This is a genomic window from Antrihabitans spumae (assembly GCF_043944905.1).
In the GTDB taxonomy this organism is placed as follows: domain Bacteria; phylum Actinomycetota; class Actinomycetes; order Mycobacteriales; family Mycobacteriaceae; genus Antrihabitans; species Antrihabitans spumae.
Window position 1 is genome coordinate 154691 of record NZ_JBIMSN010000003.1, and the last position, 12584, is coordinate 167274.

General features: G+C 63.7%; 12 protein-coding genes and 1 pseudogene. 5 read left to right on the forward strand and 8 right to left on the reverse strand.

From position 1 onward, the window contains the following. Positions 1 to 24: 24 nt before the first annotated feature. The 3 genes and pseudogenes from ACHIRB_RS01450 to ACHIRB_RS01460 form a co-directional block, all read right to left on the reverse strand. Positions 25 to 1088 (reverse strand): annotated as a pseudogene (locus tag ACHIRB_RS01450) (TDT family transporter). A 197-nt stretch (positions 1089 to 1285) separates the two neighbouring features. Continuing rightward, positions 1286 to 2152, reverse strand: a complete 867-nt coding sequence (locus ACHIRB_RS01455) for an aldo/keto reductase (RefSeq protein WP_395123264.1) — start codon at positions 2150 to 2152, stop codon at positions 1286 to 1288. Between the two features lie 68 nt (positions 2153 to 2220). Continuing rightward, positions 2221 to 2889, reverse strand: a complete 669-nt coding sequence (locus ACHIRB_RS01460) for a TetR/AcrR family transcriptional regulator (RefSeq protein WP_395123265.1) — start codon at positions 2887 to 2889, stop codon at positions 2221 to 2223. Between the two features lie 87 nt (positions 2890 to 2976). Here ACHIRB_RS01460 and ACHIRB_RS01465 point away from each other — a divergent pair, with 87 nt between their 5' ends. After that, positions 2977 to 3966: an NAD(P)-dependent alcohol dehydrogenase gene (locus tag ACHIRB_RS01465; protein WP_395123266.1), complete on the forward strand. Its 990-nt coding sequence runs from the start codon at positions 2977 to 2979 to the stop codon at positions 3964 to 3966. Between the two features lie 39 nt (positions 3967 to 4005). Here ACHIRB_RS01465 and ACHIRB_RS01470 read toward each other — a convergent pair whose 3' ends face one another. Further along, positions 4006 to 4194, reverse strand: a complete 189-nt coding sequence (locus tag ACHIRB_RS01470; RefSeq protein ID WP_395113113.1) for a hypothetical protein — start codon at positions 4192 to 4194, stop codon at positions 4006 to 4008. Between the two features lie 251 nt (positions 4195 to 4445). Here ACHIRB_RS01470 and ACHIRB_RS01475 point away from each other — a divergent pair, with 251 nt between their 5' ends. Beyond that, positions 4446 to 5738 (forward strand): hypothetical protein, encoded by a 1293-nt coding sequence (locus tag ACHIRB_RS01475; protein WP_395123267.1) that lies wholly within the window; start codon positions 4446 to 4448, stop codon positions 5736 to 5738. On the opposite strand, the gene ACHIRB_RS01480 is transcribed toward ACHIRB_RS01475, so the two are convergent. Beyond that, positions 5695 to 6357, reverse strand: coding sequence for a class I SAM-dependent methyltransferase (locus tag ACHIRB_RS01480; RefSeq protein ID WP_395123268.1), 663 nt, complete (start codon positions 6355 to 6357; stop codon positions 5695 to 5697). The two genes, ACHIRB_RS01475 and ACHIRB_RS01480, sit on opposite strands and share 44 nt — an antisense overlap. 105 nt (positions 6358 to 6462) lie before the next feature. Between ACHIRB_RS01480 and ACHIRB_RS01485 the strand changes: the two genes are divergently transcribed. Together ACHIRB_RS01485 and ACHIRB_RS01490 are read left to right on the forward strand one after the other, a co-directional pair. Next, complete coding sequence (locus ACHIRB_RS01485) at positions 6463 to 6645, forward strand: hypothetical protein (RefSeq protein ID WP_395123269.1); 183 nt, start codon at positions 6463 to 6465, stop codon at positions 6643 to 6645. 164 nt (positions 6646 to 6809) lie between these two features. Next, positions 6810 to 8348, forward strand: coding sequence for an AMP-binding protein (locus ACHIRB_RS01490; protein ID WP_395123297.1), 1539 nt, complete (start codon positions 6810 to 6812; stop codon positions 8346 to 8348). 52 nt (positions 8349 to 8400) lie between these two features. On the opposite strand, the gene ACHIRB_RS01495 is transcribed toward ACHIRB_RS01490, so the two are convergent. The 3 genes from ACHIRB_RS01495 to ACHIRB_RS01505 form a co-directional block, all read right to left on the reverse strand. After that, on the reverse strand, positions 8401 to 8973 hold the full coding sequence (locus tag ACHIRB_RS01495; RefSeq protein WP_395113122.1) for a heparin-binding hemagglutinin: 573 nt from the start codon (positions 8971 to 8973) through the stop codon (positions 8401 to 8403). 364 nt (positions 8974 to 9337) lie between these two features. Further along, a complete protein-coding gene (locus tag ACHIRB_RS01500; RefSeq protein WP_395123270.1) occupies positions 9338 to 10357 on the reverse strand; it encodes a phosphotransferase family protein in 1020 nt (339 codons plus the stop codon). After that, positions 10354 to 11562, reverse strand: a complete 1209-nt coding sequence (locus tag ACHIRB_RS01505) for an acyl-CoA dehydrogenase family protein (protein ID WP_395123271.1) — start codon at positions 11560 to 11562, stop codon at positions 10354 to 10356. The genes ACHIRB_RS01500 and ACHIRB_RS01505 overlap by 4 nt, the downstream gene beginning before the upstream one ends. 154 nt (positions 11563 to 11716) lie before the next feature. On the opposite strand from ACHIRB_RS01505, the gene ACHIRB_RS01510 reads away from it, so the two are divergent. Next, positions 11717 to 12577, forward strand: a complete 861-nt coding sequence (locus ACHIRB_RS01510) for a TetR family transcriptional regulator (RefSeq protein WP_395123272.1) — start codon at positions 11717 to 11719, stop codon at positions 12575 to 12577. Positions 12578 to 12584 lie beyond the last annotated feature (7 nt).

The following is a 12584-nucleotide window of genomic DNA, read 5'->3' on the forward strand; positions in this document are numbered from 1 at the left end:
GTCCGCACCCTGTTCGCGCCCCGATCAGGGCTTGCGCGGCACAGGGACGTCTTTGCGCGCTTTGATAGGACCGGTCGATGCAGGCGGGAGAAAGAGGTTGCCGCGCAGGCTACCGTTCGCGGTACGGACCGCAACCAAGCCCCAGGTGCCGAGTAGTCCCGCGTAGGCGATGACGGCAGCCACGCGAAACGCGGGCAACTGGGTGTGAATAGCCAATTGTGTTGTGCCGGTGACGAAGGTACCGACCGGGAAGGTGAGGCTCCACCAGGTGAGGGCGAACGGCATACCCCGGCGGGCTGTGCGGATCGTCAGCGCGGTTGCAAGTCCGATCCATAGAACTGCGAAGCCCCACACCGGAACTCCGTACAGGATGGCAAAGACGTTCATCCCGTTCGCGAGTCGCGGTTCGACGGCAAGTGCCGCGTTGGTGCCGAGTAAACCTGCGGCCGTTATGGATTGACCGAGTGGACCGAGAACGATCCACAGCGTCGGCACCCGCGCCGTTCCGGAGGTGCCGAAGTGCGCGAGCCGACTCCAGACCATCGTGATGATGATGATCGATGCGAACAGTGACAGCCCGAACATCGCGTAGCAGCCGTATAGCAGCGTCTGCCGACCGGTGCCCGGCGGTAGGTGCTGGATCAGCAGCGCGCCGGTTGCAGCAGAGACCATCGGCGGAACGATCGGCATCAGCCAACCGCCGAACGCCGCGTCCGGCTCGACGTTGTGCTGGGTGAACATCAAGTAGGGGATCGTCATTGCGGTGAACAGTCCGCCGACGGTGCCGCCGGTCCACAGGATCCAGTCGAGAGTGATCGCGGCGGTCTCGCCGATGATGTGCTTGCCGACCAGCAGTGCGCCCGCACCGACGGTCAGCAGCGCCATCGCACCATAGAAATGTGCCATCTGGGGTTGTAGGCGTGACTGCGTGCGACCGTCGGATGTCGCACCCAGTGTGCGGTGACAGCAACGATCAGCACGGCCAGCAGGACCGCGGCAAGCACCCACACGACCCGCGCGAAAACCTGCAGACCCGGAACCTGTACTGGGAGTGTGGCGCCCGCCGTCGCAACGATGCCTGTGCCCATCACGGATGCGAACCAGTTCGGACCGAGATGGCCGAGAACCTGCCCCGGTGCCGTCAGTGACGACAACAGCCAGGGCAGGTTCTTGGGGGCGGTTCCGGAAGGGACGTCGGTGCCTTTGTCAGCCATGACGATCTCGGAGACCTCTCGCTCGGTGCACACGAAATGCTTTCCGGCGAAACGGTACTCCTCGAAATCGTTTACACGGCCGCTTTGAGTTCGGCGAATTCCTCGTCGGTCAGTGTCAGCGCCGCGGCGTCGATGTTGTCGTCGAGGTGCGCGACCGAGGATGTGCCCGGTATCGGCAGCATGACGGGGGAGCGGCGCAGCAGCCACGCCAATGCCAGTTGCGACGGCGAGGTATTGTGCTTCTTCGCCAACGTGTCGAGCGGACCACCCGGCGCCGCAAGCTTTCCGGTCGCCAATGGGAACCACGGGATGAACGCGATCGAGTTCTGCTCGGCGTAGTTCAGCAGGTCTTCGGCATCGCGATGTGCCAGGTTGTACAGATTCTGGACGGAGGCGATGGTCGCGAATTCCGCTGCGGCCTTGACGTCTTCAACGCTGACCTCACTGAGGCCGATGTGCTTGATCTTGCCTTCCTGCTGCAACAATGCCAATTCTCCGACCTGGTCGGCCAACGGCACCTGCGCATCGATGCGGTGTAGCTGGAAGAGTGGAATCTGTTCGAGCCCAAGGTTTCTCAAGCTCAGTTCGGCCTGCTGACGCAGGTATTCAGGGCGACCGACCGGCTTCCAGATGCCGGGACCCGACCTGGTGAGTCCGGCTTTGGTCGCGATGACGACATCGTCCTGGTACGGGTGTAGCGCCTTGCGCAGCAAGTGTTCGGCGACGACGGGTCCGTAGGAATCCGCTGTGTCGAAGAAGGTCACGCCGCGCTCGACCGCGCGCTGCAGAACTCTGACGGCTTCGTCCGGATCCTTGGGATCGCCCCAAACTCCTTCGCCCGTCAACTGCATGGTGCCGTATCCGAGTCGAACGACGGGGGTGTCTCCTCCGATGGAGAACGTTCCGGACTGTGCGGCGGTCAGTGTGCTCGCTGTCATGAGAGGCTCCTTAGCTTTGGCAAACGTTAGCTTTGGCAACGTTGCTATAACCCAAACCGCGCTTCCCGTTATTCCGAGAAGCGTGGAATCGTTTCGGTCGACCGCCGGTTCTCCAGTCCGTCGAGGATCAGCTCCAGTCCGAACGCGAACTCGTCGCCGTACGCGTAACCGGGTTGCAGTACGTGCTCGACGGTGAGTTCGGCGAGGTGCGGGTAGTCGCCTGCAGCGAATCGACCCATGATCTGCTGCGCCAGTTCGACAGTCTCCTCTTCGGTGTCGAACGGCAAGGCGTGCTCCTGGAGCGCGAAGCCGCAGGTGTAGCTGTCCAGCAGGGACAGGGCGTGGGCGGAGAGTGGTATCGAAAAGCCTTCGCCACGTAGCTTTCCGAGCGTGGCGTCGTGATATCGCAGCGTTGCGGGACCCGGCGTGGATCTCGAATCCAGCAATGCGGTTGCCCATGGGTGCCGACCGAGGACCTCGCGGGTGCTGACAGCTCGTCTGCGCATGGCGGAGCGCCAGTCGTCCTCGGCGGTCGGCAGTTCGATCTCGCTGTAAATGCGGTCGATCATGCCGTCGAGGAGGTCGTCCTTGTTGGCGACGTGGTGGTACAGCGACATCGCCTCCACGCCGAGTTCGGTGCCGAGCTTGCGCATCGTGAGCGAGTCGAGCCCGGCGGCGTCGGCAAGAGCGGTGGCGGTTCGCAGCACGTCGTCCCTCGTCAGGTGAGTTCGTGTCATCTGCACCCTTCCTATCGGCAGGCGTTTCGATTGACAGGCTTACAGCGTAAGTGTAGGAACGGATGGCACACACTTACAACGTAAGGGATGAAGAACGTGGTTATGAAAGCGATAGTTCAAGACGAATACGGCGAGGCCGCGGCGGTCATGCGCAGCGACAAAATCGACGAGCCCGCCGTTGGTGCCGCAGAGGTCCTCGTCGAGGTCGTCGTTGCAGGCGTCGATCGTGGGGCGTGGCACCTCACCGCGGGTCTGCCCTATCCGGTCCGCCTTGCGGGCTACGGCGTGCGTGCGCCGAAAGACCCCGTTCGCGGCCGCGAGTTCGCCGGCCGTGTTGCGGCGGTCGGTTCTGACGTGACCACCTTCGGAATCGGTGACGAGATCTACGGGGTCGGTGAAGGCTGCTTCGCCGAATACGCGCGGGCGGAGGTGTCGAAGATTGTGCCCAAGCCGAAAAATCTCACCTTCGAGCAGGCGGCTGCGACGCCGATTTCGGCGCTGACGGCGTTGCAGGCGGTACGCGATCAGGCCAAGGTGCAAGCCGGTCAGACGGTGCTGATCATCGGTGCATCAGGGGGCGTCGGAACGTTCGCGGTGCAGATCGCAAAGGCCTTCGGGGCTGTCGTCACCGCGGTGTGCAGCACGACGAAAGTTGATCTGGTTCGTTCGATCGGCGCCGATCACGTCGTCGACTATTCGACCGAGGATATCGGCGCGAACGGGGTCCGCTACGACGCCGTCCTCGATATCGGCGGCGGTAGGTCGCTGACCGAGTTGCGTCGCCTACTGGAACCGAAAGGCACGTTGGTGATCGTAGGAAGCGAAACCGGCGGACGTTGGCTCGGCGGCATCGATCGCCAGCTCCGCGCCCTGCTGCTGTCGCCCTTCGTCAGCCAGAAATTGACCATGTTCGTGTCGTCGGAAAATGCGGCAGACCTCGCGGCCATCTCGGCGTTGATCGAGGCCGGCCAGGTAATACCCGTCGTCGATCGCGTGTTCCCGCTGAACGAGACGGCCGCGGCCATCACCTACATGAGGGATGGCCACGTCCGTGGAAAGGTCGTCGTCACCATCTGAAACAGGACGGTGTGCAACGACGACCGCGACTGTCGAGAACTACGAAGCGAGGGTGATCGGTGCTGCGATGACCGGGGCTGCTGAGACCATCGCGCTGTCCGGGATGCCGAGCATGGCGAGCAGCAGCCTGCATTCGTCCGCATCGACCGACTGGCCTGCGACGAGTCGTTGCGCTTGACGGAAGGTGACTGTCTCCAGCTCGGTGAAGGTCGGTTCGAGTTCTGACATGTCGAAAGCGGGCACGCGCTACCTCTTCGTCTAGTGGTGAACCTCTCGCAAATGCGCGAGCAAATCTGGTCCCAAGTGTCCAAGTGTACGCCGTGCGCGGAATTTCTGCTGGTAGCGGCGGTTTTTGCGAGACGGGACCACACTCCGCGAGTGTGCACCTATCGCGCGAATTCGACGAAACTTGTGCCAGGAGGTGCACTCTCGACCCGCGGCCCGACGTCCTACCGCCGATAGATGAGACGCTGTCGATCATGAACCGCATGGTCCGTGATCACGCCGCGGACGTCCTGCTGATGGTGCTCGCTGGCTTCACGACCGCCATCGCGATGAGCGCACCGTCGCCGACGGCGGCGGTATTTGCCGATTTCCCGCAGCCGGCGAGCGTGCCGTTGTTTGCGGTGACGACCACCGTCGTGTCGGTCTTCGTTCGCAAGCCTGCCTTCTCCAGTGGCCTGCTCGGGCTCGGTATTGCGTTGATCGGTGTTGTGGCCCTTGTAGATTCGTGGGACTTGGATCCTTTCGTCACCGCACTCGGAGCAGGGTTGCTGTTGGGTGCGGCGGCTGGTCTGAAGAACGGCCCCGACCAGCGCCTGCGACAGCAGGGCCTTGCTGCCGGTGTTGTCGCGGGACTTTTGCTGACCGCGCCGATCGAGTACTTCCGCTTTTCGGCACCCCAGCGGTATGTGGACTTCTCGCCCGACGCAAACGACCCTGCGGACGTCTTCTTGCTTTGCCTCCTCGCGGTGACGTTCGCGGCGCTGCTCGCGTGTCTGCACCGACTCCGGACCGAGCCGATCACGCCTGCGGGCGACCGCGCGCGAGAACTGGCGATCGGAATCGCGATCGCAGTGGCGGGCCTGCTGCTCTACCAATCGTTCTCGGACGCCGTCATGGGATCGGACGGTGCGTCCTTCGGGCCGCACCGCTGGGTGTGGGGTCTGGCGGTGGTCCCGCTGCTGGTGCTCTGCGGCCTGTGGCTGCCGGGTCGGCGCGGGATGGTGCTGATCGCGATCCTCGCGTTCATTGCGGCGGATTCGAGTGGTGCACTGAGAGAAGCAGATTCGATCTGGAAGCTGTTGGGTGTCGCTGCTCTCGTTGCAGCGGGCGTGGTCGTCGGACGGCGCTGGCCGCGACCGCTTGCCGGGGTGTGCGCATTAGCCGTAGTGGCAGCGACAGCGATCCTGAACCAGCCGCCGTGGAACAACGTCCATGTCGTTGCTGTGCTGGTGGTTCTGCCGTTCGCTGCCGCATACACGGTTGCGTCGTGCCTGCCGTCGAGCGCGGCGGTTGGAGGAACAGCGTTGGCAGCGCCGATCACTTTGTCGGTGTCGTTGGGCGGCGTCGGGTTCGGCAGCGCCCCGTTCGTTGCCGAATTCGGTTGGACCGCTTACGCGCCGCTCACCAGCGGTAAGCCGGTCTGGTTCGCCGACACCTGGCAATGGATCTCCATGGGTGTGTCGGTCGGGACCATCGCACTGTGTGGCTTCGCGCTCGCGGCGCTTATGCGTCGACCTTCCGAACAGCCTGCAGAACCGTGTCACTGATGGTGATCGTCATCCCTTCCGGATCGACTGCCTGACGCTTCGGCGCGCTCGTTTCGATGGACCACTGCCCGGGTTCGAGTACGTGCGCCATTTCCTCTGCGGTGGCGAACATGTCCGCGATGTTCGGCCGCTGCATCGTCGTCTCGAGATCGGCCGGGTGGTGGTTGACGATCAGCAGAGTCCCGCCGGGTCGAACTGCCGCGGCTAGCCGACGATGTAGTGCTGTCAGCATCGGCCGGGGCAGGTGCATGAATTGCGCGGAGATCAGGTCGTATCGATGCGGCGCCGGATCCCAGTTCGCCACGTCGGCCTGCTGCCAGGTGATGCGACTCGCGATTGCGGTGCCGCCTGCATCGGCGTGTTCGGCGGCTCGGGCGAGTGCGACGGTGGAGACGTCGATAGCAGTGACGTTCCAGCCGCGGGTCGCGAGCCAGATCGCGTCGGCACCTTCGCCGCTGCCGACCTCCAATGCGGTTCCCGGCGTGAGGGATTCGACCTTCTCGACCAGCACGGGATTGGGATTGCCGCTCCAGATCGATCCCGTCGCGTAGCGGGCGTCCCAGAATTCCGCGGTGAAGTGCTGCGAGAAGTCTTCGGTGTGTGCGTGATCGTGCGTCATATCCCGACTGTGCAGCAGCTCGCGCCGATGTAGCAAATATGTTTGCCATAACGGCAAAGCAGGTATTCGCTGTGGCGATCGGCGGTTGTGTGCGACGCTGAAAGCATGGCTGATTCGGATGGCACCCGCTGGTGGTTCTGCGTCGAGCATCAAGCATCGGAACATGGCAATGTCTGCGGCTCGCGAAATCGGCTCGGCCCTTTTCCCGACGAAGCGACGGCTGCGCGCGCGCCGGAGATTGCGCGGGCGCGCACAGAGGCTGCCGATGCCTACGATGCGGATAGCTGACGCTCGTTCTTGGGCAGATTTCCATGGGAATCTCTGAAAGTCTGTGTTTTTGCCGGTAGCGCCCGTCCCTTTTGTGCGGTGTGCTGATCGGCGTGTATCCGAACAAACTGATCCGGACCTCGAGTGTTGCCGCACAACAGATCCGGGTGCTGCAGCGCGCCGGCATGATCGATCTGCGACGACCGGTCCGGACCGCCCGATCGGCGCGTGCGGTGCGCACGGTCGGTCCGATCGCAGGCGGTGTGCGTACCTCGGCGCGACTGTGCCCCGATCGCGTCGCGTTGGTCACCTCTGACGGTTCCCTGACCTATCGGGAACTCGACCAGCACACCGACGCAGTTGCAAGGACGTGGCTGGAGCAGGGGATCGGTCCGGACGACACGCTCGCCGTTCTGTGTCGGGACAACCCGCGATTGGTTCAGACGATGGTCGCGGCCGCGAAAGTCGGTGCGCGCCTTGTGTTGATGAATACGGGCTTCAGTGCAACGCAGTTGCTGGACGTGGCCGAGCGGGAAGGCGCGACGGCCGTGATCGCGGACCCGGAGTTCGCGGAGACGATCTCGACCATGCCTGCCAAGATCGTGCGTCTCGGCACGGCCGCAGACGCCGCCGATGCGCTTGTCACCGAGCACAAAGCGCTTCCCGTACCGAAGTCGCAGGGTGGATTCGTTCTCCTCACCGGCGGGACGACAGGTACTCCGAAGGGTGCTCCGCGTCGCGTGCAGTCACCGCTTGCCGGCGCCCAGTTCCTCGATCGCGTCCCCCTTCGACGAGGTCAGACGCTCGTGCTGTGTGCTCCGCTGTTTCATGGGACGGCTCTGTCGCAGTTCATCCTCGCTCTCAATCTGGGCTCGACGATCGTTCTGCACGGTCGCTTCGATGCAGCGCGCGCGCTGCAGCAGATCGGTCATCATCGCGCCGACGCAGTCGTGCTCGTCCCGACGATGTTGCGTCGCATCCTCGACCTCGGACCGGAGGCGCTTGCTGCTGTCGATACCTCCAGTCTCCGAATCGTTTTCACCGCAGGCGCGGCGCTACCCTCCGCGCTGGGCAACCGCGCCATCGAGGTGTTCGGCCCGGTGATCTACAACTTCTACGGCTGCACCGAGACGGGTACGGCGACCATCGCAACACCGGAGGATTGGCAGGCCGCGCCAGGCACGGTAGGGAAGCCGCCGGTCGGAATCTCGGTGGCGCTGTACGACTCCGACGGAAACGCAGTCACCGGACCCGGAGCGGTCGGCACTGTCTACGTCGGCAATTCGATTGCGTTCGCGGGCTACTCCGGCGGTGGCAACAAGAACATTCTCGACGGCTTGATGAGCACCGGCGATCTCGGCCACTTCGATTCCGAGGGCCGCCTGTTCATCGACGGCCGCGACGACGACATGATCGTTTCCGGCGGTGAGAACGTATTTCCCGGCGAGGTCGAGGATCTGCTCTACACCCACCCAGCGGTCACAGAGGCCGCTGTCACCGGTGTGCCGGACGACGAATTCGGGCAACGACTTGCGGCGTTCGTCGTCGCAGGCGGTGACATCGACGACACCGAGGTCCGCGCCTTCGTGAAGACGAACCTCGCCCGGTTCAAGGTTCCCCGCGACGTCATCTTCGTCGACGAACTACCGCGTACACCGACGGGCAAAATCGACCGTCGCGGGTTGGCGCGGCTGCAGAACGCACACGAGCCGCCACGCACCTAGTGCGTGACGGCTCGTGAGAGCTAGCTGACTGTCTTGGATCAGACGTCGTGGATCAGGCGGTCTTGGCAGGTGCCTTCTTGGCGATGGTTGCCTTGGCCTCGTCGACCTTGTCCGCGGCGAGTGCCGCGTACTTCGCAGCCTGCTCGCCGACGGTGCGGGTGCCCTCGGAAACCTTGCCGAGTGCCTCGGAGGTCAGCGAGAACGCGTCGCCGTAGAGATCTTCGGCGCGCTCGAGGCCACGCTCGACGACCGAACCGTTGCGGAGACGATCGACAGTGGCCTCGCCACGCTCGGCGAGATCGGTGTAGAGGTCGATCGTCGACTGACGGTAGTCGTCGGCGAACTTGCGCAGGTCTTCGATGGTGAGCTTCTCGCGGAGTTCTGCGAGGTCTGCCGGCAGCTTCTCGCGCAGCTCGGTCAGGTCGGCCGGGAGCTCGGAGCGGAGGCTGGCGATGCGGTCACGGGCGTCGTCGATCACGCCGGACAGGTCCGGGTTCTCGGTGCGCTGACGGAGCTTCGACACGACGTCGGAGACGGTCTGTGCGGCAACATCGGTGACACCGACGGTCGCGTAGAGCGGCTTCGTGACTGCCGGGGTGATCTTCTCTTCGGTAGGCGCAGTCATCTGCGTTCTCCTCTTCTGTGGTGTTACGTGCAACTCGACGCCGTTGTCGGGGAGGTCCTTTCTCCGAGGTTAAGCCAGCGTGCTTGCAAATGCAAGCGCAGGTGCTAGCAACCTTCGAGCATGTGATCGGTTCCACGGTCGCGCCGTGTTCACCACCACATTCGAGTAGGTTCGTCGACGGTGTTTTGGTTTTCCGAACGAAATACTCAGTGGCAGAGCAGATATGGCTGACCAGCGGAGATGTTCGAACCGGTGCCAGGCTCCAGACCGACCTGCGCGACGGTGAAAGTCGGACGAAACCTCGTGTTCACCCAGGGCAACATCTGGCAAGCAAAAACCTCTCGTGGCGGCGAAGTCGGCGCAATCAGTGCGAGCGCCGCAGTGCTCGCAGTCCCGCCGACATGAACTCCGGCGTTGCGTCCGCTGCCCGCGCTGCGCCACTTCCGGAGTCGGAACCGAGGAGAGCGCGATGGGTGATGCCCTCGCCGATGATGCCGAGCTTGAAGTTCGCCAGCGCGAGGTAGAAGTTCCACGAGGCGAGATCGCGACCCGAGGTAACGGCATAGCGCTGGGCTAGGTCGTCGGCGCTCGGTAGCCGCGGGCTCGTCCATGCCGCAGACATGCCGAGCACCAGATCGAAGATGGGTTCGCGGTAGACGCACATCAGTGCAACGTCGGACAGCGGGTCGCCGAGAGTCGACATCTCCCAATCGACCACTGCGCGGACGACTGCCGGATCTTCTGTGTCGAGAATCGTGTTGTCGATGCGGAAATCGCCGTGGACGATCGAGGCCGCCGACGAGGTCGGCAGGGCTGCAGACAGGGCGGCGTGCAGCGTTGCGACGTCGGCGAGGTCTCTCGTCTTGACCCGCTCCCATTGGCCGGCCCACAGTTTCACCTGGCGCGCGAGGAAGCCCTCGGGTCGCCCGAAATCGCCGAGTCCAACGGCCTGGTAGTCGACACCGTGCAGGTCGGCGAGAACGTCGACAAGCCCGTGCGCGCTCGCTGTGACCTCCTCGTCGGACAAACTCGCAAGCTCGTCCTGATCTCTGATCACCGAGCCGTCGACGAACTCTACGACGGTGCACGGTGCTCCGAGCACATCGCCGTCGGCGTCGAACGCAATGGTTCCGGCAACGGGAACGGCGGTGTTCTGCAGTCCCGCGGTCACCTTGTACTCGCGCGCCATGTCGTGCGCCGACGGGGTGAGCCCGCTGGTAGGCGGGCGCCGGACGATCCACGTCGACGCGTCGTCGTACGCCTTGAAAGTCAGATTGGACCGTCCGCCGCTGATCAGTTCGACCCTGAGCTCACCGTCGACATCGACGCCTGCTTTCAGCAGGAACTTTCGTAGCGCAGCAATATCCATGCCCGGCAGAGTCATTCGGACTCCTTCGCTGCTCGCTTCGCCGCACCGACGACGCGCTTCGCGATCGCCCAGCGATGAACTTCCGACGGTCCGTCGTACACCCGGAACGGTCGCACCTCGCGAGACAACCGGGCAAGCGGCAAATCGTCGGAGACGCCGAGTCCACCGCACATCTGAATGCTGCGATCGACGATTCGGAAGATCGCTTCTGCCGCAAACGTTTTAGCAATCGACGTCGAGTTGGACGCTGGGTCGCCCCGATCGAGTTCCCAGCACGCGCGCACCATCAGTGCGCGAGATGCCGCAATGTCGATCTCGTTGTCGGCCACCATCTTCTGAATCATGCCGAGGTCGCCGAGCTTGGATCCGAAGCCTTCGCGTCGCGCAACGTGAGCGACCGCGATGTCGTGTCCGCGGCGTGCCGCGCCGAGCCAGCGCATCACGTGAGTCATCCGAGCCGGACCCAGTCGAACCTGGGCATATTCGAAACCACGATCGGGTTCACCGAGAACCGCGGAATCGGGGACGAAGAGCTTGTCGAACCGCACCTCGCAGTGACCGCCGATCATGGCTTTGTCGAGGGTCCCGATGTGCCGTCCGACGTGCAGGCCGTCCGAGTCGGCGGGCGCTAGGAACATCGTGGCCCCGCCGCGCTGGCCCGGTTCGCCGGACGTGCGAGCCATGATGATGAAGAAGCCCGCGCCGTCCGCTCCCGTGATGAAGTGCTTCTGTCCGTCGATCAGCCAGCCGCCATCGGACTTCGTTGCGCGCGTGGTCAATGCGGTTGGATCGGAGCCTGCGCCAGGTGCGGGTTCGGTCATTGCGAATGCCGACCGGACGTCGCCGTGGGCGAGAGGCGCGAGATATTGCTGCTTCTGTTCCGGGCTGGCTATGTGGGCGAGCATGTGCACGTTGCCTTCGTCGGGCGCCGCGATATTGAGCGCGACGGGTCCGAACAGCGAGTAGCCGGCCTCTTCGAACACCGGCGCTCGATCGGACATGTTCAGGCCGAGCCCGCCGTATTCGATCGGAGCATGCGGTGCGAAGACGCCCGCGTCCTTCGCCGCGCTCTGCAGTTCGGTTCGCAACGTGTCGCCGCCTGCTGCTGAAATGTCGCCGCCGTGCGCGTCCTCGATGGGAAGGACCGCGTCGCGGACGAACATCCGTGTCCGTTCGATCAGGTCCGTCACGTCCGAGGAATAGGTCAAGTCGATCGGCACGGAAGCTCCTGTTCGAGTGGCTGAGCAGAACGATCGTTCGGTCCCACACTGTTGCATAGGTCGTCGATAATGGTCAACTGGCTTGCAATTGCACCGTGCGTGGTGTTCGCTGTGTTCAGATAAGCTGAACACGCGCGGAATGGGCGGTGTGGAAATGTCGGTCAACGAGATGGTGCGGGCCGCGCGAACCGAGGCAGGCTTGTCCGTGCGTGAGGTCGCGCGTCGGGTCGGTGTGAGTGCGGCGACCATCAGCGCGATCGAAAATGGGCGGACGGGTGTTTCGGTCGACCGGTTGCGGGCGTTGGCCGATGCACTGGGAACGGATGCGACGCTGTTGCTGGATCCGCCTATGCAACGCGCACGGGTATCGCGGCCAGGTCCTCTCGAAACACCGCCTGCGCAGGGCGATTGGCGCAGCTTTCCCGAGTTGACCATCGACCCGGTCCTTGCGGCTGCCGTCGCGTGTTTTGTCGAAACGGGATATCACGGCGCAACAATGCGCGGCCTTGCCGAGCGGGCAGGCATGAGTGTGCCTGGGGTGTATCACCATTACCGCGACAAGCAGGATCTTCTTGTTCGGCTTTTCGACATCACGATGGACGAATTGCATTGGCGGGTAACGGCTGCGCGGGACGAAGGGGAGACGAGCGTCGAGCGGATAGCGTCGATCGTCGAGGCGCTCGCGCTCTATCACACCCATCGTCGCGAGCTGGCATTCATCGGGGCAAGCGAGATGCGGTCGCTCGTCGGCGCCGATCGAATTCGAATTACCGAGTCGCGCAACGCCATACAGTACGTTCTCGACGAGCAGATCGACGCTGCGGTAGCCGAGGGGCACCTGCGGACAGCCCATGCGCGCAATGCCGGGCGAGCGATCGCAACGATGTGTACATCGCTGTGCCAATGGTTCCGAATGGACGGTCCATCGTCGCCCGAGGAAATTGCGACCGAGTACGCGAACTTCGCGCTCGACCTCTTGCAGCAAGCTGCTCGTGAGTCTTTTCGGAGGTCATAACCTCCGA